The organism is Burkholderia aenigmatica, from assembly GCF_902499175.1.
Classification (GTDB): Bacteria; Pseudomonadota; Gammaproteobacteria; order Burkholderiales; family Burkholderiaceae; genus Burkholderia; species Burkholderia aenigmatica.
The window spans coordinates 56,741-76,016 of record NZ_CABVQC010000005.1 but is presented as its reverse complement, the minus strand read 5'-3'; the positions used below and the strand labels follow the sequence as shown (position 1 = coordinate 76,016).

Below are 19,276 nucleotides of genomic sequence, written 5' to 3'. Positions count from 1 at the left end.
GGCGCCGCTGCGGACGCACGTCGCCTGCCCTGCGCATCGCATCAGTGCGCGGCCGCGTTGTAGAAGGTCACGAGGTCGGCTTTCTCCTGCGGACGCGACGTGTCGTCGAGATAGACCATGTGTCCGCCCTGATAGTCCTTGATCGTCAGGTTCGGTTGCGTCCCGAGCCGCGCGAGGTCGAGCTCGGTCTGGTAGAACGGCGTCGCGATGTCGTGGTACCCGTTCAGCGACAGCACCTTCAGCTGCGGATTCAGCGACAGCGCCGCGGCGAGATCGGGGATCGTGTCAGGCATCGCGAGGCCGTCGTGCGTCCAGTCCCACGTGTTGATCGCGTTGCTGCTCAACGAATACGCCGACTGCGCGGTGTACTTCAGCTCGTTCGGCAGGTACTTGCCGATCGTGTCGGTGAACGGCTGCGTGATGTACGTGCTCGACGGGTCGCCGCCGGACGCGAGCGGGCTCGACACCGGCACGTTCACGCGCGCGTCGTAGCGGCCGATCAGCGTGCCCGGGATCAGCGACAGCTGGAAGCTGTTGTCGAAGAAGGTCGGGATCACGTTGAAGTCCGCATTCCACTGCGACTGCTTCACGCCGGTCGAATTCACCATCGTCGTGACGAGGGTCGGCGGCGGCGGCGTATGGCTCGCCAGGTACGCGTTCACGGCAGGCGCATAGCTGCCGGCCGTCAGCAGGCGCATCTGGTCCGCATACGACGGCAGGCTCGACGGGTTCGGGTTGTCGAGCTGGTAGTACGCGCCGACGGTGCCATACGACGGCACGAAGCCCGCGCAACTCACCGGGCTCGACCCGTTGTTCGAGTTGCCGATGTAGTCGCTCGCCATGTCGCAGTTCACGTTGTAGTTCAGGATCGACGACTGCAGCACGATGCCGTCGAGCTTCACGCCGGCCGTCTCGAGCAGGTTCGCGAGCACGTCGGTTCGCGGCGTGCCGTACGACTCGCCGAACAGGTATTTCGGCGAATCGTTGCGCTGGTTCACGGCGATGTAGCGCGTCACGAAATCGCGGAACGCGCCGCCGTCCTGGTCGACGCCCCAGAACGTCTGGTTCGTGTTCGGCGCGACCGCTTCGGAGAAGCCGGTGCCGATCGCATCGACGAACACGAGGTCGGTCGTGTCGAGCAGGCTTTCCTGGTTGTCGACGAACGGGAACGTCGACGTGTTCGCGTTCGGGTCGCCCGTCTGGATCCGGCGCGGGCCGAACGAGCCGAGATGCAGCCACACCGATGCCGAGCCGGGGCCGCCGTTGTACAGGAACGTGACGGGCCGCTTCGCCGCGGGCTGGTTGTCGGCCGTATAGGCGACGTAGAAGAACGATGCTTCGGGCGCGCCGGTCTGCGGATTGCGCGCGACGAGGTGGCCGGCCGTAGCCGTGTAGCGAATCGTCTTGCCGTTGAGTGTGATCTGGTGATGCGTGACGGCGGCCTTTTCAACCGCGGCGGAGGCGTCGAGCGACGCGTTCGCGCTCGACGAATAACTGTTCGGATCGTTGTACGCCCTGTCCACCTGACTGGCGGGATCGGCTGAATTGTCGGCGCTGGCAGCAGCGGACGAGGTCACGTCGTCGTTGCAGGCCGTCAGAATCAGCGAAGAAAACACCACTCCCAACAACAGCTTCGCTTTGCTCGCTGGCATCGTTGCGTTCCTTCTCTCGGATGTTTTTTGTGTCGAGCAGCCGGATAAGCCGCCCCCCGCCTCGAATGCGGCCGATAAGCCGAGGCGCTGGCCAATATACGCGAGCCCGTCAGCTTTGAAAAATTTTGAAATATTTGGCGGACGACCGGTGCGGCGCACACCTTTCAGGATTACTTCGGTTAGCGAAACGTTGCATTTCACACACCTTTCACGGGCTTTCGCGTTTAGCCTGGAAGACTAAAAATTCCTGAATTTCGTGCCATATCGACCAACAAAATCGCATGGCGTCCGAGATTGCTCAGCAAAACGAAATAGACGAATTCGTCTAAAGGATGTGACCCGAAATGCGCGCGACACGATTGCGCTGCGGCGCACCAACGACCCACGCGCGGCGCACGGACGGCGAAACGGTCAATGCGATGGCGCGAGCGCGCCGTTCACTCCGATTGCGGCAGCGCGGCCGCGCCCATCCGGCGGGCAATGACTGCCGCACGCTGCGCCTGATACGCCGAGCCGCGGTGTGCGTCGAACCAGCGCGGCTTCGGCAGCATCACCGCGAGGCGCGCCGACTGCCACGCGCCGAGCCGGCTCGCGGGAATTCGGTAGTAATAGCGTGCGGCCGCCTCGGCGCCGTACACGCCGCGGCCCCACTCGACGGAATTCAGGTAGATCTCGAAGATCCGCTCCTTGTCGAGCACCGTTTCGAGCATCCACGTGATGATGAGCTCCTGCCCCTTGCGGATGTAGCTCTTCTCGCGCGACAGGAACAGGTTGCGCGCGAGCTGCTGCGTGATCGTCGAGCCGCCCGCGACGATCCGGCCGCGCGCCTTGTTCTTCTCCCACGCCTGCAGGATCGCGTCGACGTCGTAGCCGTTGTTGGTCGCGAAGGTCGAGTCTTCCGACGCGATCAGTGCACGCTTCAGGTTGCGCGAGATCTGGTCGTACGGCACCCACTGGTGCTGGATCTGCGCCGGTGGCTTGTCGCGCGACAGCCACCACGCGTCGGTACGCATGAACGCGGTCGAGCCCGGGTTCACGAACGACCACAACGCGATCTGCGCGAGATAGAACAGTTGCGTCGCAAGCCATGCACCCGCAAACACCGATCCCGCATAGACGATCCAGCGGGCCGGGCTCACCGTCCGCGTGTGCTGCGTGTCGCTCACCGCTACCACGTGCCGCGCTCCGTTCAGCTCGCCGCGAGCGCCTGGCGCAGCGCGGCCAGCACCGGTGCGCCGTCCGGCCGCACACCGCGCCAGATGAAGAACGATTCGGCCGCCTGCTCGACGAGCATCCCGAGCCCGTCGGCCGTGCGTGCGCCGAGCGATGCAGCATGCTGCATGAACACCGTCGGCTGCGCGCCGTACATCATGTCGTACGCGAGCGTGCCCGCGCCGAATGCGGCCGCGTCGCACGCCGGCAGGGCGGCATCGAGGCTGCCGGCCGTCGCGTTGATCACCACGTCGTACGGCTCCGCACGCACCACGTCGGGGCCGCCGCCCGCGAGCGTGCAGCCCGCATCGTGCGCGGCCTGCATGAACTGGCCGACGAGCGCCTCGGCCTTGCTCGCGGTACGGTTCACGATCGTGATCGACAGCGGCGCACGGTCGAGCAGCGGCAGCACGACACCGCGTGCCGCGCCGCCCGCGCCGAGCAGCAGGATGCGTGCGCCTGCCAGCGACACGCCGAGATTCGCTTCGATGTCGCGCACGAGGCCGACGCCGTCGGTGTTGTCACCGTGGATGCGGCCGTCGGCGTCGATGCGCAGCGTATTCACCGCGCCCGCCGCTGCCGCACGCGGCGACAGCGTGTCGGCGAGTGCATGCGCTTCGAGCTTGAACGGCACCGTCACGTTCGCGCCGCGCCCGCCTTCGGCGACGAATGCCCGCACAGCCGCCTCGAAACCGTCGACGGGCGCAAGCCGGTGCGCGTATTCGACCGGCTCACCCGTCTGCGCGGCGAACTGCGTGTGGATGAACGGCGACTTGCTGTGCGCCACCGGGTTGCCGAATACGACATAGCGGTCGGCGCCGCTCGTCGACACAGCTGCCGTCATGATGCGCGCCCCTCTTCGCCGGCGTTGCCGCCCGCGGCTTCGCCGCCTTCACCGGCCGCCGCGCCGTCCGCTTCCGCCAGCGCTTCCGCCTCGGTTTCGGCCGTCGCGTCTTCGGCGTCGATCAGCGTGTCGTCGCCGCCTTCGGCGTCATCCTCTTCCTCGGCCGCGTCGCCACTCGTCACGGTCGGCGCGTCAAGCACGTTCAGCAGCCGCACCGATGCCTCGATCGTCAGCTCGTCGAGCGACATCACGTCGAGCAGCACGCGCGTGCCGCGCGCATGCACGCCGAGCCCCGGCACGTGCAGCAGCAGCGGAATTTCCTCGAGGCGCACGAGATCGCCCTTCACGACGCTCGCGACGACGTGCTTCTTCTGCTCCTGCGCGAGCCAGCGCAGGCACCAGAAATACTCCATCCGCCGCTGGTAGTCGGCGTAGGCCGTATAGGTGTCGTCGAAGCCCTGCACGACTGCGTACAGGTCGGCGTCCTTCGGCTTGAACGGCGCGGCGAGCTTCGCGGTGACGCCATGCTGAACGCACGCGAGCAGTTGCCACTGGTTCACGAGGTCGACGTAGCGGCGCAGCGGCGACGTGCTCCACGCGTACTGCGCCACCCCGAGGCCTTCGTGCGGCGCGGCCGTCGTCTGCATCCGCGTGCGCTTCGGGCCCGGCGCGCCGAAGCCGCGCTGCGAGCGGTAGATCCCCGGCACCGTGTGGTCGTGCAGGAACGCGCCCCAGGTCGAGTTCGCGAGAATCGCGAGCTCCGACACGATCAGGTCGAGCGGCGACCCGCGACGGCGCGGCGTGATCGACACATGCTCGCCTTCGACGTAGAAGTTGTAGTCGGTGTTGCGCTGCACTTCGCGCTTCAGACCGTAGCCCGCGCGCGCGACCTGGCGCTTCTCGAACAGCGCCTGCGCGAGCGGCCACAGCACGGCGATGTCGTCCTTGTGCGGATAGTCGCCGGTGCCTGCCGCGAGCGTCTCTTCGTTGACGAGCTCGTCGAGGTGGTTGTGCCGCAGGTTGCTCTTCACGAACACGAGCTCGGCGCGCGTCTCGTTCGCGACGATCTCCTGGGTTTCGCGGTTGACGATGATGTACAGCGACAGCGCCGGGCGGTAATCGCCCTCTTTCAGCGTGAACACGTCGACGACGTCGTCCGGCAGCATCGTGATCTTGTCGCCCGGCATATAGACGGTCGACAGGCGCGTGCGCGCGATCGCATCGACCGCGTCGCCGCGCACGATGCCGAGCGCCGGCGCCGCGATGTGCACGCCGATCCGCACACGACCGTCGGACAGGTGCTCGACCGAGAACGCGTCGTCGATTTCGGTCGTCGTGATGTCGTCGATCGAGAACGCCTGCACGTCCGCGCGCGGCAGGTCGTCCGGCAGCGCGCCGACCGTGACGGCCGGGAAGCCCGTGCCGTGCGGGAAGAACTCCGCGAGGAAGCGCGCCTCGTGCAGCGCACGCGGCGACGCGATGCCGCCGCAGTCGAGCATCAGCCGCGCCGGCGACACGCCGCGCGCACCGGCTGCCGCTTCCATCGCCTTGTATTCGATCGCGTTCTTGTCCGGCCGCGTCAGCAGCCCGAGCACCTTGCCCACGAACGCGTCCGGCAGCTTGCCGGCTTTCAGTTCCTCTTCATACTGCACCTGGACGAGCGCCTGCTGGCGCTTGCGCTCGAGCGACGCGAGCGCCATCTTGAGCTGCTCTTCCGGCGCGCGCTGGTACTGGCCGCGCCCCTTGCGGCGGAAGTAGACGGGCGAGCCGTGCAGTCGCAGCACCAGCGCCGCACGCTCCACCGGGCCGTACGTCGCGCCGAAGTATTCGGCGGCCAGCGCCGTATACGCGAACTCGTCGGCCGGCGCGCATTCCCACAGGAAATCCAGGTCGATCTGCTGCGCGGCCGTGTCGGCCTCCTGCATCAGTTCGCTTGCGGCCGGCTTGTCGAATTCGATCAGCACGTCTTTCGCGCGCACCTTCGCCCGCCGCCCGCCGGGCAACTCGACCTGAAACGCGTCGCCCTGGCGCGACAGCACGCTGCCCGCCTTGAAACTGCCCGATTCCTCGAAGAAAACGTTCACTCAGTACTCTCGTTCAGACTGCCGGGCGCCGCGTCGGCGGCGCCGCATGATGATGGGAATTCGATCGGCACATGGCCGGTTTAAGACGTCTTTCCGTCGCAAAAAGCGAGAACGTCGTCGACATAGTCGGCAAATTCGCTGATCCCGTGATCGCTGCCTTCGATCACGCGCGTATTCGCGCCCGGGTAATGCGCGAGCATCTCGCGGTAATCGAGCACTTCGTCACCGGTCGCCGCGAACAGATAGTAGCGTTCGGCACGCGTGATCGCCGGCACACGCAACGCATCGAGTTCATGCAGATGACGACGCTCGACGACGATCGTGCCGCCGCCGTGGTACAGCGGCTGTTCGCCCAGATGCTGCTCGAGATCGCGCTGCGGCACGATGGCCGGATTCAGCAGCACGGCCTTCCAGCCGTGCTTTTCGGCCAGCCAGGTGGCGTAATAGCCGCCGAGCGAGCTGCCAACGACGGTCACGTCGCGCGCGCCGGCCACCTCGGCTTCCGCGACCGCGATCGCTTCGAGCGGCGACACCGACAGCGACGGGCACCGCCACTCGTCGGTGCGGCCGAGCTCGGCCATGCGCGCGGCGAGCTGGCGCGACTTCTGCGATTCCGGCGACGACCGGAAGCCATGCAGATACAGGATCACGTGCGGCTCCCGAGCGCATCGAGCAGCTTCTGGTGCACGCCGCCGAAGCCGCCGTTGCTCATCACGAGCACGTGGTCGCCCGGGCGGGCGGCTGCGACGACGGACTTCACCAGCAGGTGCAGATCGTCGAACGCGTGCGCCTTGTCGCCGAGCGGCGCCAGCGCCTCGGCCAGGTTCCAGCCGAGCGCGTCGCGCCCGGTCGGCGCGCCGTAGCCGAACACGAGATCGGCGTCTGCCAGACTCGCCGGCAGTTGCGACTTCATCACGCCGAGCTTCATCGTGTTCGAGCGCGGCTCGAGCACGGCGAGGATGCGGGCATTCTGGCGGCCGATGCGCGCACGAAGGCCGGCGATCGTGGTATCGATCGCGGTCGGATGGTGCGCGAAGTCGTCGTAGACGGTCACGCCGTCGACGCTGCCGCGCACTTCCATGCGGCGCTTCACGTTGCGGAACGATGCGAGGGAGGCGGCGGCCTGCGCGGGCGGCACGCCGACATGGCGCGCCGCAGCGATCGCCGCGAGCGCGTTCATCCGGTTGTGATCGCCCTGCACCTGCCACGCGACTTCGCCGACGCGTTCCGCGTGCGAATACACCGCGAAGCGCTCGTCGACCGGCACGCCGTCCTCGGCCGGCAGCGCCTGCCAGCCGCCGTCGACGCCAAAGCGCTCGACCTCGCTCCAGCAGCCGCGCGCCAGCACGCGCTCGAGCGCGTCCGAGCGGCCATTCGTGACGATCCGGCCGACACCGGGCACGGTACGCACGAGATGATGGAATTGCGTCTCGATCGCGGCGAGATCCGGGAAGATGTCGGCGTGATCGAATTCAAGGTTGTTCAGCACCGCGGTGCGCGGCCGGTAATGGACGAACTTCGAGCGCTTGTCGAAGAACGCCGTATCGTATTCGTCGGCCTCGATCACGAAGAAGCTCGAATCGGTGAGCCGCGCCGACACGCCGAAGTTCAGCGGCACGCCGCCGATCAGGAAACCCGGATTCAGGCCCGAGTCTTCCAGCAGCCACGCGAGCATCGACGACGTGGTCGTTTTGCCGTGCGTGCCCGCGACCGCGAGCACCCACTTGCCGGCAAGCACGTGCTCGCCGAGCCACTGCGGGCCCGACACGTACGGCAGGCCGCGATCGAGGATCGCCTCCATCAGCGGATTGCCGCGCGTGACGACGTTGCCGATCACGAACAGGTCCGGTTTCAGGTCGATCTGCTCGGCGCCGTAGCCCTCGATCAGCGTGATGCCCTGCGCCTCGAGCTGCGTGCTCATCGGCGGATAGACGCCCGCGTCGCAACCCGTCACCGTGTGGCCCGCCTCGCGCGCGAGTACGGCGAGACCGCCCATGAAGGTGCCGCAGATGCCAAGAATGTGGATGTGCATAGATGAATGCTTTCGCGCCGCCGGGCGCCGTCGATTCGGAAAGGATGTGTGTGCGGCGCACCGGACGGGCCGTGCGGCCGGCGCCCGGCCAACGGCCTTTGCCGCGACACAAAGAACACTATTGTAACTGACGGCCTGCCGTGCCCGGCGGCCCGAACGCTGCGCGCGAACGGCGCCGGCACGCCGGGCGGCAGGCCGCCGCACCCGCGCTCGGGCCCTGCGGCGATCGAGTATGATTGCCGGATCATGTCTCGCAAAACCCTTCTCGACCCGCGGCGCGTCCGCGAGGAAATCGCCCAATCCGCCGCCCGCCTGATCGCGGAGGACGGCCTGGACTATGCCGGCGCGAAACGCAAGGCCGCGCGCCAGTTGCTGGGCGACACGCGCGTTGCCGGCGAATGGCTGCCGGATAACGACCAGATCGAGGAAGAACTGCGCGAGTACCTCGCCCTGTTCCAGAGCGACACGCAGCCGGACGAACTGCGCCGCCTGCGCGAAGTCGCGCTCGACTGGATGCGCCGGCTCGCCGAGTTCCATCCTTATGTGACGGGTGCCGTGCTGAACGGCACCGCGAACGCGCATTCGGATATTCATTTGCAGGCATTCACCGACAACCCGAAGGACGTCGCGATCTACCTGCTGAACCAGAACGTCCAGTACGACGTATCCGAGACGCGGCACTTCGCGGGCCGCGCCGATGTCGAGACGCTCAGTTTCCTGTGGCGCCCGCGACGCGACGTCGATGCAATCGGCGTCCACCTCGCGCTCTATGCGAGCGACGACCTGCGCGGCGCGGTCAAGGCCGACGCGCGCGGCCGGGTCGCCCGGGCGGATGCCGCCGCGCTGCGCGCGCTCGTCGAAGCAGGCAAGGCCCCTTCCGAACCGGAATGATTCAACGATGATGATGAAACGCATGTTGGCGCTCGCGGTCGTCGCGGCCGCCGCCGTTGCCGGCGGGCTCACCGCCGGCCATTGGTTCCGCGGCACCGCCGATGACGGCGTCGCCGTCGCCGCGCCCGCCGCGCACGGCAGCCCGGTCGAACAGTTGTGGGCGGCGTCACTGACGGGCACCGACGGCAAGCCGGCCACGCTGTCCGCCTTCAAGGGGCAGAAGGTCGTCATCAATTTCTGGGCGTCGTGGTGCGGCCCGTGCGTCGAGGAGATGCCGGAGCTCGTCGCGCTGTCGCATCAGTACAAACAGAAGGGCATCCGTTTCATCGGGATCGGCGTCGATTCCGAACAGAACGTGAAGAACTTTCTGCAGAAGGTGAAGGTCGACTATCCGGTCTTCGTCAGCGGATATGCGGGCGCCGATCTGGCCCGTAATTTCGGAAATACCGCCGGCGCGTTGCCGTTTACGATCGTCATCGACGAAACCGGCAAAATTCGCGAGACAAAATTGGGACAAATCCAACCGGCCGAGTTGAAAAAGACGCTCGACGCGCTGTAACCTGCCCGAACGGCGGCCCGCACGTTGGCGGCGATTTGCCCGTGGATCGCCGCAATTTCGCGTGAATTCGCCGATACTTTGCATGCGTGCCGGTAATTCTTGCAGGTCCGGCGCGCTCGGCCGTTCGGCAAAACTAGACAAATTTCTCTAAATAGCGCTAAAGTTCGCGCAATTCCGCAGAAATAGAAGCGACCATGACACGATTGCTGGTGCTGCACGGCCCCAACCTGAACCTTCTCGGCACCCGGGAACCGGAGGTGTACGGCCGCGTCACGCTCGCACAGATCGATCAGGCGCTTGCCGCGCGCGCCCGGGAAGCCGGCGCCGAGCTGTCGTCGTTCCAGAGCAACCATGAAGGTGCGCTGGTCGACCGCATCCAGGCCGCGCGGGAGGAACAGACCGATTTCATCCTGATCAATCCGGCCGCGTATACGCACACGAGCGTCGCGATCCGGGACGCGATCGCCGGCGTTGGCATCCCGTTCGTCGAGATTCACCTGTCGAACGTGCACCGCCGCGAAGCGTTCAGGCACCACTCCTACTTTTCCGACCAGGCCGAAGGCGTGATCTGCGGGCTCGGCTGGAAAGGTTATCTGTACGCGCTCGAGTACGCGCTGGACAAGCTGCAAGGCACGTCGCGCGGCTGATTTCGCGATCTAGATTCAGCGCCGGCTCCTAACCGGCGCTTTCACGTATTGAAAGGGGAATTCCCGATGGATCTTCGTAAGCTGAAAACTCTGATCGACCTCGTTTCCGAATCCGGCATCTCCGAGCTGGAAGTCACGGAAGGCGAAGGCAAGGTGCGCATCGTCAAGAACGCGCCGCCGGTCTACGTGCAGCCGACGGCTGGGTATGCCCCGCAAGTCAGCGCGCCCGCTCCGGTCGCGCTGCCGACCGAAGGCGCTGCCGCGCCGGTCGCAGGCGGCGCTGCCGCACCGGCGGTCCCGCAGGGCCACGTCGTGACGTCGCCGATGGTCGGCACGTTCTATCGCGCGCCGTCGCCGGGCTCGGACCCGTTCGTCCAGGTGGGCGACACGGTCAAGGAAGGCCAGACGATCTGCATCATCGAAGCGATGAAGCTGCTCAACGAGATCGAGTCGGACAAGGCCGGCGTGATCAAGGAAATCCTCGTCGAGAACGGCCAGGCCGTCGAATACGGCCAGCCGCTTTTCGTGATCGGCTAAGTCCGCCGCGCGGCCTGCGGGCCGCGCGCCGCCGATGCTCGCCAGGCGCCGTTCGCGCGCCCCTCGAAGAGACGAATACTCGCTATGTTTGAAAAAATCCTCATTGCCAACCGCGGTGAAATCGCGCTGCGCATCCAGCGTGCGTGCCGCGAGCTCGGCGTCAAGACGGTGGTCGTCTACTCGGAAGCCGACAAGGAAGCCAAGTACGTGCGCCTCGCGGACGAAGCCGTCTGTATCGGCCCGGCCCCGTCGAACCTGAGCTACCTGAACATGCCGGCGCTGATCAGCGCCGCGGAAGTCACCGACGCCGAGGCGATCCACCCCGGCTACGGCTTCCTGTCGGAGAACGCCGATTTCGCGGAACGCGTCGAGCAATCGGGCTTCACGTTCATCGGCCCGCGCCCGGAAACGATCCGCATGATGGGTGACAAGGTCACCGCGAAGCAGACGATGATCAAGACCGGCGTGCCGTGCGTGCCGGGCTCGGAAGGCGCGTTGCCGGACGATCCGAAGGAGATCGTCAAGATTGCGCGCGCGATCGGTTATCCCGTCATCATCAAGGCGGCAGGCGGCGGTGGCGGGCGCGGGATGCGCGTCGTGCACACCGAAGCCGCGCTCGTCAACGCGGTCAACATGACCCGCGAGGAAGCCGGCCGTGCGTTCGGCAACCCGCAGGTGTACATGGAGAAGTTCCTCGAGAACCCGCGCCACATCGAAATCCAGGTGCTGTCGGACGCGTACAAGAACGCGATCTGGCTCGGCGAGCGCGATTGCTCGATGCAGCGCCGCCACCAGAAGGTGATCGAGGAAGCGCCGGCACCCGGCATTCCGCGCCGCCTGATCGACCGCATCGGCGACCGCTGCGCGGACGCGTGCAAGAAGATGGGCTATCTCGGCGCGGGTACGTTCGAATTCCTGTACGAAAACGGCGAGTTCTACTTCATCGAGATGAACACGCGCGTGCAGGTCGAGCACCCGGTATCGGAGCTGATCACGGGCGTCGACATCGTGCAGGAACAGATCCGCATCGCGGCCGGCGAGAAGCTCACGCTGCGCCAGCGCGACATCCAGTTCCGCGGACATGCGATCGAATGCCGGATCAACGCAGAAGATCCGTTCAAGTTCACGCCGTCGCCGGGCCGGATCACGTCGTGGCATACGCCGGGTGGTCCTGGCGTGCGCGTCGATTCGCACGCCTACAATGGCTATTTCGTGCCGCCGAACTATGATTCGATGATCGGCAAGCTGATCACCTACGGCGCGACGCGCGAGCAGGCGATCAGCCGGATGCGCATCGCGCTGTCCGAAATGGTGGTCGAAGGCATCCAGACCAACATCCCGCTGCACCGCGAGCTGATGATCGATTCGAAGTTCGTCGAAGGCGGCACCAGCATCCACTACCTCGAAAACCGGCTCGCCCAGAAGCAGCAGGTCGCACCGGAAGAAGCGTAAGCATGAGCTACCGCGAACTCGTCGTCGAACTGGCCCGTGAGCATGCGGAGGCGCTGTCCGACGCGCTGCTCGAACTCGGCGCGCTGTCGGTGTCCGTCGAAGACGCCGACGCCGACACGCCCGACGAACAGCCGCTCTTCGGCGAGCCGGGCCTCGTACCCGATCGCACCGCGTGGCAGCACTCGCGCGTGGTCGCGCTGCTGTCGGCCGACCATGAGCCGGCCGTGCTGCTCGCGGCGGCCGCAAACGAGATCGGCGTCGCCGAGACGCCGACGTTCATCGTCCGCGAAGTCGAGGAACAGGACTGGGTGCGGCTCACGCAATCGCAGTTCGAGCCGATCCCGATCGGCGAGCGGATCTGGGTCGTGCCGTCGTGGCACGATGCCCCCGATCCCGATGCGCTCGTCCTCGAGCTCGACCCCGGCCTCGCGTTCGGCACCGGCAGCCACCCGACCACGCGCCTGTGCATGGAGTGGCTCGAACAGTCGGTGAAGCCCGGCCAGTCGGTGCTCGACTACGGCTGCGGCTCGGGCATTCTCGCGATCCTCGCGAAGAAATGCGGGGCGAACCCCGTGATCGGCATCGACATCGATCCGCAGGCGGTCGAATCGGCGCGGCAGAACAGCGAACGCAACCGTGCGGACGTCACGTACGGGCTGCCCGATGCATGCCCGGACGGCGAATTCGACATCGTCGTCGCGAACATCCTGTCGAATCCGTTGAAGCTGATGGCGTCGATGCTCGCATCGAAGGTCAAGCCGGGCGGGCGCATCGCGCTGTCGGGCGTGCTCGCGCGCCAGGCGGACGAAGTCGCGGCCGTCTATGCACGCTACGCCGACATCTCGGTCTGGCGTGAACACGAAGGTTGGGTATGCCTCGCCGGAACCCGGCGCGAAAGCCATTAGAATAGCGCTGTCCTTCACTCTGGCCAGCAGGCCGCCCGGCTCGACATGCTTCTTGCGACGCGCTGCCCTCATTGCGAAACCGTCTTCCGGCTGCAGCAGGAACAGCTCTCGCTGCATCAAGGGCTCGTGCGCTGCGGGCATTGCCACGAAGTCTTCAACGCATCCGAGTCGCTCGTTCCCGAGCATGCGCAGCAGACCGGGCCGGTCCTGACTGAACCGGCTGCCGCGCCGGATGACGGCGACGCGCACCATCCGGCCCCGCCTGCCCGGCTGTTCGCGGCCGATGCGCCGGCCGGGTCGCCTTCCGACACCGATTACAAGCCGGAAGGCTGGGACATGTGGGCGCCGTGGCTCGATGCCGGCGTCGACCCGTCGCTGCAGCACAGCGTGCAGACCGTGCGCACCGAGCCGCTGATCCCGCTCGCACTTCCGTCCATCGAAGCCGGCGTCGTTCACCTGTCGGGTACGCCCGCACCGTTCGCGCCCTCCCCGGCTGAACTGGACACCTCCACTGCCGTCGCGCAAGCGGCCGAATCGCTGCCGGCGCAGACGCAAACGCAAACGCAAACGCCGCAGGATACCGAACCATCCGCCGCGCCCGTCGAACGCGACCCGCGTGAGCCCCGCTTCGTCGCCCACCGTCCGGCGGACGCAGATACCGCTCGCGATACAGCAGAGCCCGTCGGTACCGCGCACTTCGCCGTGCCGGACGACGAACACGCGCCGCGCGAACCGCGTTTTGCGTTCACACCGGCGCCGGCCGTCGCCACAACTGGATCCGAGCCCGACACCAGCACCACACGGCACGACGAGACACCCGCCACGGCCGCCAACGCACCAGCCGCACCGTTCCCCGCTGCGCTGACCGACGACGATCGTCCGCACTTCGCCGTCACGCGCGAGACGCGCGCACCGCAGCGGCGCAGCATGCTCGGCGGTTTTTTCGGCGGCCTCGTCGCCGCTGCGCTGACCGTGCTGCTCGTTGCGCAACTCGCGTGGTGGCAGCGCGAAACGCTGATGATCTACTGGCCCGTCACGCAGGGCTGGTTCCGGCAGGCCTGCGCGCCGCTCGGCTGCACGGTCGCACCGCCGCGCGCGATCGACGGCCTGCGGCTCGACGCCACCGACCTGCGCCAGCTCGACGGCCCGCGTGAGCTCGAGCTGAAAGTGCCGCTGACGAACCGCTACCGCGTCGCACTCGCGTACCCGTCGCTCGAGCTGACGCTGCTCGACGATACCAACCACGTCACCGTGCGCCGCGTGCTCGCGCCGCGCGACTACGTGCGCCCGGGTACGCCGATCGACGCCGGGTTGCCGCCCGGCACGACGCAGACGATGGTCGTCCGCCTCGAAACGAACGGCACGCCCGCCTCGAATTTCCGCGTCCAGATCTTCTATCCGTGACGCGCCGCGGCGCGCACATGCGCGCCCGTCTCAACCCGCGCGCCCGAGCGGCGCGCTATTTCGGAGCACGAACATGAGCAAAGTTACGCTGGGTGGCAACCCGATCGATCTCGCCGGCACGTTCCCGGCCGTCGGCGCACAAGGCGCCGATTTCAAGCTGGTCGGCAAGGATCTCGCCGACGTGTCGCTCGCCAGCTTCGCCGGCAAGCGCAAGGTGCTGAACATCGTCCCGAGCCTCGACACGCCGACCTGCGCGACGTCGACCCGCAAGTTCAACGAAGCCGCATCGTCGCTCGACAACACGGTGGTCGTCGTCGTGTCCGCCGACCTGCCGTTCGCCGCCACGCGCTTCTGCACGACCGAAGGCCTCGAGAACGTCGTGACGGCTTCGACGTTCCGCACCGGCCGCGCGTTCGCGAACGCGTACGGCGTCGACGTGACGAGCGGCCCGCTGAACGGCCTGACCGCACGTGCAGTCGTCGTGCTCGACGCGCAGGACAAGGTGATCCACGCGGAACTCGTCGGCGAAATCAAGGACGAGCCGAACTACGATGCTGCGCTCGCCGCACTGAAGTAAGCTTTCTTTCGCTTTTCCCTGCCGCGCCGCGCCTTTCGCGCGGCGCTGTCGCGCAGGGTCCCTCATTTCTACAGGAACGCACACCTTGGCTACGTTGATTTGCGGCTCGATCGCCTACGATTCCATCATGACTTTCGAAGGGCGGTTCCGCGAGCACATCCTGCCCGACCAGGTGCACCTCATCAACCTGAGCTTCCTCGTGCCGACGATGCGCCGCGAATTCGGTGGCTGCGCGGGCAACATCGCGTACGCGCTGCACCTGCTCGGCGGCGATGCGCGCATCATGGGGACGATAGGCGCGCTCGACGCTCAGCCGTATCTCGACCGGCTCGACCAGCTCGGCCTGCGCCGCGACCACGTTCGCGTGCTGCCCGACACGTATACGGCGCAGGCGATGATCACGACCGATCTCGACAACAACCAGATCACGGCGTTCCACCCGGGCGCGATGATGCAGTCGCACCTGAACCACGCAGGCGATGCGCCGGGCATCAAGCTCGCGATCGTCGGCCCGGACGGCTTCGACGGGATGGTGCAGCACGTGGAAGAGCTCGCCAAGGCCGGTGTGCCGTTCGTGTTCGATCCGGGCCAGGGCCTGCCGCTGTTCGACGGTGCGACGCTGCGCCGCAACATTGAACTTGCGACCTATGTAGCGGTCAACGACTACGAGGCCAAGCTGGTGAGCGACAAGACGGGATGGTCCGAAGATGAAATCGCCAGCCGGGTCGACGCCCTCGTCATTACGCGTGGCGAGCACGGCGCGACCATCCGCCACAAGCAGGGCACGGAGCAGATTCCTGTTGTGCCGGCCGAGCGGATCGCCGATCCGACCGGCTGTGGCGATGCCTTCCGGGGTGGCTTGCTGTACGGCATCGAACATGGCCTCGACTGGGCAACCACGGGCCGCCTCGCGAGCCTGATGGGCTCGATCAAGATCGCCCACCAGGGGCCCCAGACTTACGTACTGACGCGCGCCGAGATCGACGCGCGCTTCGAGGCTGCATTCGGTTACAGTCTCAAATGAATATTGTGGGAGAGCAAAGATGTTGACGAAAAAGACCCTCACGCTCGCGGCCATGCTGACGGCCTCGCTGACGCTCACCGGCTGCTTCACCGCACCGGGCTCGGCGGATGTCTATAGCGTCGGCCAGGCGCAGCGCGAACAGACGGTCCGCATGGGCACGGTGGAAAGCGTCCGTGCGGTGCGCATCCAGTCCGACGGCGGCGGCAGCGCAATCGGCACGCTCGGCGGCGGCGCGCTCGGTGCAGTCGCAGGCAGCGCGATCGGCGGCGGCAAGGGATCGATCCTGACCGCGATCGCCGGCGGCCTCGTCGGCGCGGTCGCAGGCAACGCGGTCGGCGAAAACCTCAGCACGGCGAACGGTGTCGAAATCACCGTGCGCCTCGACAACGGCGATCTGCGCTCGATCACGCAAGCGGCAAGCGGCGAAGCGTTCCGCGCCGGCGAGCGCGTGCGACTGCTGTCGAGCGGCGGCGTCACGCGCGTCACGCACTAACCGGGTACCTCAGCACGCGGCGCAAGCCGCGGTCGAACGCATGTGCGAAGCTGCACATGCGTTTTTTTTCGTCCGTACTCGCCGTGGGCCGGCATACGGGCACCCGGCATACGGGCCCCCGGCGTACGGCCCTCGGCACATCGGCAAAGACGGACGAAAAAAATCCCGCCACCTGAGCCAGATGGCGGGACTGATTGAGTAGCGCTACTCAACCCACGGACACCACGTGAGTGTCCGGGTCAGCCTCGATTACGGACGGCTGCCGGTCGGGAACGGCCATGCCGCTGCCGGGTTGAGCGCGGTCTTCACGCCCGATGCCGGCGCAACCGATGCGGTCGACGCGGTCGTTGCCGGTGCAGCCTTCTTCACGACGGCCTTCTTCGGCGCAGCAGCCTTCTTCGGAGCAGCAGCCTTCTTGGCCGGAGCCGGAGCAGCAGCAGCCGTCTTCGCCGGAGCAGCAGCCTTCTTCGCCGGAGCAGCGGCCTTCTTCGCAGGGGCAGCCTTCTTCGCAGCAGGCGCAGCCTTCTTCGCGGCAGCCTTCTTCGCAGCAGGCGCAGCCTTCTTGGCAGCAGCCTTCTTCGCCGGCGCGGCCTTCTTCGCAGCAGCCTTCTTCGCCGGTGCGGCCTTCTTCGCAGCGACCTTCTTCACTGCGACTTTCTTCGCAGCAACCTTCTTCACTGCGGCCTTCTTCGCCGGTGCTGCCTTCTTCGCAGCAACCTTCTTCACTGCGACTTTCTTCGCAGCAACCTTCTTCACTGCGGCCTTCTTCGCCGGCGCTGCCTTCTTCGCAGCAACCTTCTTCACTGCGGCCTTCTTGGCCGGTGCTGCCTTCTTCGCGGCAACCTTCTTCACCGCGACCTTCTTCGCAGCAACCTTCTTCACTGCAGCGGCCTTCTTCGCCGGAGCAGCAGCCTTCTTCGCAACGGTCTTCTTGGCAGCAACCTTCTTAGCAGCCGGTTTCTTCTTGGCGGTAGCCATGTTGTTCTCCTTCAGGTTCAGATGAGAGTCAGTTCAAACTACACCCTTCGTCAAAACCCGCTTCCCGCGGACGCTGTTCAGGACGTGCGCTTCGAAGCGGGCTATTCATCGGCGTACGCGGATACCACGCGCTTACGCTAATGAATACGGTATGGCGCGCGTGACCACCCGGCCTCGCGCGCCAAATCAAGTCGGTAGCCGGCGCGCCTCGCGCCGCTACCCCTAATCGCTTGATCAAGCGGACCGCCACACGGCTGTCCGCTTTTTCCGGAGGGAAGTTTGCCCATCCCACTGAAGGGTTCGCAAAGTGCCTGTCGTATCGTTGGGCCGTTAAGGCACCGGGCATGCTTTGCATCAGGCGTTCTTGCTCCTAAACCTTGGGCCGGGGCCGAGAGGCCGCCGGCTGCTCACATCATGTGACGGGTTCGCTGCTGCGGGTTATTCCCAGGACAGCGCGCCGCCCGTCTGATACTCGATCACACGCGTCTCGAAGAAGTTGCGTTCCTTCTTCAGGTCGATCATCTCGCTCATCCACGGGAACGGGTTTTCCTCGTTCGGGTACAGCGGGTCGAGGCCGATCTGCTGGCAACGGCGGTTGCTGATGAAGCGCAGATAGCTCTTGAACATCGACGCGTTCAAACCCAGCACGCCGCGCGGCATCGTGTCCTCGGCGTAGCGGTATTCGAGTTCGACAGCCTGTTTGAACAGCTCGCGGATCTCGGCGCGGAATTCGGCGGTCCAGAGATGCGGATTCTCGAGCTTGATCTGGTTGATCAGGTCGATACCGAAGTTGCAGTGCATCGACTCGTCGCGCAGGATGTACTGATATTGCTCTGCAGCACCCGTCATCTTGTTCTGGCGGCCGAGTGCGAGGATCTGCGTGAACCCGACATAGAAGAACAGGCCTTCCATGATGCAGGCGAACACGATCAGCGACTTCAGCAGCTTCTGATCCGCTTCGAGCGTGCCGGTCTTGAAGGCCGGATCCGTCAGCGTGTGGATGAACGGGATCAGGAATTCGTCCTTCGCGCGGATCGACGTGACCTCGTGGTACGCGTTGAAGATCTCGCCTTCATCGAGACCGAGCGATTCGACAATGTATTGGTACGCGTGCGTGTGGATCGCCTCTTCGAACGCCTGGCGCAGCAGGAACTGCCGGCACTCGGGCGCCGTGATGTGGCGGTACGTGCCGAGCACGATGTTGTTCGCCGCGAGCGAATCGGCCGTCACGAAGAAGCCGAGGTTGCGCTTCACGATGCGGCGCTCGTCCTCGGTCAGACCGTTCGGGTCCTTCCACAGAGCGATGTCGCGGGACATGTTGATTTCCTGCGGCATCCAGTGGTTCGCGCAACCGGCCAGATACTTTTCCCACGCCCACTTGTACTTGAACGGCACCAGCTGATTGACGTCAGTCTGGCCGTTGATGATGCGCTTGTCGGCGACATTGACCCGCGCTTCCGAACCGCCGGCGGGAACAGCCGATGCTTGCGGCGGCACCGCAAGATCGCCTTCGAAAATGTCGCGGACCTGATGGGCGGCAGGCGTTGCAGCCTGCAGTCCGACAGCCGTTCCTGCGGAGGGGCGCATCGCGTTTTGCTGCGCTCCGCTCGCGGGAGTTACGGCAGTCTTCTCTTCATCCCAGTTGAGCATAAATTCTCACCATCAATTTAGAACGGTTTGTACCATCTTTTCCTGAGCGATAAAAGGGTTCGCTCACGAAAAATCCTTTTTTCGATTCGCGCTGCGACCTCGATACAACACTTTGAGCAACGCATCGTCGTTCATGCAGCGCGCGACGTGAGTCAAGCATGGTTCGCGAGGTGCGCTCGACGCATCGAACGCTGATCGAAACGCGACGTCGTCGGGGATGTTTCGATCGCTTGTCACTGCCTGCAACGCAGGTGCCGCGTTACAGATTCCTTATCATTTTTTTAGTTGAGAGCGGCGCACACTTCAACCTCGATCGGTTGCCGTGTGCGCCGCGC

The 19,276-nt window shown here is 65.8% G+C and carries 19 protein-coding genes; 10 read left to right on the top strand and 9 right to left on the bottom strand.

Annotated elements, in window-relative coordinates:
• Positions 1 to 41 precede the first annotated feature (41 nt).
• The 6 genes from BDO18943_RS05435 to mpl all read right to left on the bottom strand — a co-directional run bounded on the left by BDO18943_RS05435 (position 42) and on the right by mpl (position 7,824).
• Complete coding sequence (locus tag BDO18943_RS05435) at positions 42 to 1,652, bottom strand: S10 family peptidase (RefSeq protein WP_175021559.1); 1,611 nt, start codon at positions 1,650 to 1,652, stop codon at positions 42 to 44.
• Between the two features lie 437 nt (positions 1,653 to 2,089).
• The gene (mtgA, locus tag BDO18943_RS05430; RefSeq protein WP_175021558.1) at positions 2,090 to 2,827 is read right to left on the bottom strand and encodes a monofunctional biosynthetic peptidoglycan transglycosylase; all 738 of its coding nucleotides are present in this window, start codon (positions 2,825 to 2,827) and stop codon (positions 2,090 to 2,092) included.
• Positions 2,828 to 2,841: 14 nt separating this feature from the next.
• The gene (gene aroE / locus BDO18943_RS05425; protein WP_175021557.1) at positions 2,842 to 3,708 is read right to left on the bottom strand and encodes a shikimate dehydrogenase; all 867 of its coding nucleotides are present in this window, start codon (positions 3,706 to 3,708) and stop codon (positions 2,842 to 2,844) included.
• Positions 3,705 to 5,792: a ribonuclease catalytic domain-containing protein gene (locus BDO18943_RS05420; protein WP_175021556.1), complete on the bottom strand. Its 2,088-nt coding sequence runs from the start codon at positions 5,790 to 5,792 to the stop codon at positions 3,705 to 3,707. Before BDO18943_RS05420 ends, aroE begins: the two co-directional genes overlap by 4 nt.
• Positions 5,793 to 5,872: 80 nt before the next feature.
• Complete coding sequence (locus BDO18943_RS05415; protein ID WP_175021555.1) at positions 5,873 to 6,442, bottom strand: YqiA/YcfP family alpha/beta fold hydrolase; 570 nt, start codon at positions 6,440 to 6,442, stop codon at positions 5,873 to 5,875.
• Positions 6,439 to 7,824 carry a UDP-N-acetylmuramate:L-alanyl-gamma-D-glutamyl-meso-diaminopimelate ligase gene (mpl, locus tag BDO18943_RS05410; RefSeq protein ID WP_175021554.1) on the bottom strand — a complete coding sequence of 462 codons (1,386 nt, stop codon included), beginning with the start codon at positions 7,822 to 7,824 and terminating at the stop codon, positions 6,439 to 6,441. Before mpl ends, BDO18943_RS05415 begins: the two co-directional genes overlap by 4 nt.
• A 246-nt stretch (positions 7,825 to 8,070) precedes the next feature.
• Here mpl and BDO18943_RS05405 point away from each other — a divergent pair, with 246 nt between their 5' ends.
• From BDO18943_RS05405 to BDO18943_RS05360, 10 genes are all read left to right on the top strand, one after another.
• Positions 8,071 to 8,715, top strand: coding sequence for a UDP-N-acetylmuramate--alanine ligase (locus tag BDO18943_RS05405; protein WP_175021553.1), 645 nt, complete (start codon positions 8,071 to 8,073; stop codon positions 8,713 to 8,715).
• 7 nt (positions 8,716 to 8,722) lie between these two features.
• On the top strand, positions 8,723 to 9,274 hold the full coding sequence (locus BDO18943_RS05400) for a TlpA family protein disulfide reductase (RefSeq protein WP_175021632.1): 552 nt from the start codon (positions 8,723 to 8,725) through the stop codon (positions 9,272 to 9,274).
• A gap of 194 nt (positions 9,275 to 9,468) precedes the next feature.
• On the top strand, positions 9,469 to 9,921 hold the full coding sequence (aroQ, locus tag BDO18943_RS05395) for a type II 3-dehydroquinate dehydratase (protein WP_060372817.1): 453 nt from the start codon (positions 9,469 to 9,471) through the stop codon (positions 9,919 to 9,921).
• A gap of 66 nt (positions 9,922 to 9,987) precedes the next feature.
• Complete coding sequence (gene accB / locus BDO18943_RS05390) at positions 9,988 to 10,458, top strand: acetyl-CoA carboxylase biotin carboxyl carrier protein (RefSeq protein ID WP_175021552.1); 471 nt, start codon at positions 9,988 to 9,990, stop codon at positions 10,456 to 10,458.
• An 84-nt stretch (positions 10,459 to 10,542) separates the two neighbouring features.
• Positions 10,543 to 11,910: an acetyl-CoA carboxylase biotin carboxylase subunit gene (accC, locus tag BDO18943_RS05385; protein ID WP_021161890.1), complete on the top strand. Its 1,368-nt coding sequence runs from the start codon at positions 10,543 to 10,545 to the stop codon at positions 11,908 to 11,910.
• Between the two features lie 2 nt (positions 11,911 to 11,912).
• Positions 11,913 to 12,815, top strand: coding sequence for a 50S ribosomal protein L11 methyltransferase (gene prmA, locus BDO18943_RS05380; protein ID WP_175021551.1), 903 nt, complete (start codon positions 11,913 to 11,915; stop codon positions 12,813 to 12,815).
• Between the two features lie 45 nt (positions 12,816 to 12,860).
• Entirely contained in the window at positions 12,861 to 14,219 is a 1,359-nt protein-coding gene (locus BDO18943_RS05375) for a zinc-ribbon and DUF3426 domain-containing protein (RefSeq protein ID WP_175021550.1), read from the top strand.
• A 73-nt stretch (positions 14,220 to 14,292) separates the two neighbouring features.
• Positions 14,293 to 14,796, top strand: a complete 504-nt coding sequence (tpx, locus tag BDO18943_RS05370) for a thiol peroxidase (RefSeq protein ID WP_043191388.1) — start codon at positions 14,293 to 14,295, stop codon at positions 14,794 to 14,796.
• Between the two features lie 85 nt (positions 14,797 to 14,881).
• Positions 14,882 to 15,820: a carbohydrate kinase family protein gene (locus BDO18943_RS05365; protein WP_175021549.1), complete on the top strand. Its 939-nt coding sequence runs from the start codon at positions 14,882 to 14,884 to the stop codon at positions 15,818 to 15,820.
• A 19-nt stretch (positions 15,821 to 15,839) separates the two neighbouring features.
• Positions 15,840 to 16,313: an outer membrane lipoprotein gene (locus BDO18943_RS05360; RefSeq protein ID WP_021161893.1), complete on the top strand. Its 474-nt coding sequence runs from the start codon at positions 15,840 to 15,842 to the stop codon at positions 16,311 to 16,313.
• Positions 16,314 to 16,562: 249 nt separating this feature from the next.
• Here BDO18943_RS05360 and BDO18943_RS05355 read toward each other — a convergent pair whose 3' ends face one another.
• The 3 genes from BDO18943_RS05355 to BDO18943_RS05345 all read right to left on the bottom strand — a co-directional run bounded on the left by BDO18943_RS05355 (position 16,563) and on the right by BDO18943_RS05345 (position 18,941).
• Positions 16,563 to 17,291 carry a histone H1-like DNA-binding protein gene (locus BDO18943_RS05355; protein WP_089449870.1) on the bottom strand — a complete coding sequence of 243 codons (729 nt, stop codon included), beginning with the start codon at positions 17,289 to 17,291 and terminating at the stop codon, positions 16,563 to 16,565.
• Between the two features lie 28 nt (positions 17,292 to 17,319).
• On the bottom strand, positions 17,320 to 17,646 hold the full coding sequence (locus tag BDO18943_RS05350; RefSeq protein ID WP_175021548.1) for a hypothetical protein: 327 nt from the start codon (positions 17,644 to 17,646) through the stop codon (positions 17,320 to 17,322).
• An 83-nt stretch (positions 17,647 to 17,729) separates the two neighbouring features.
• A complete protein-coding gene (locus BDO18943_RS05345; protein ID WP_043191395.1) occupies positions 17,730 to 18,941 on the bottom strand; it encodes a ribonucleotide-diphosphate reductase subunit beta in 1,212 nt (403 codons plus the stop codon).
• Positions 18,942 to 19,276: the final 335 nt, after the last annotated feature.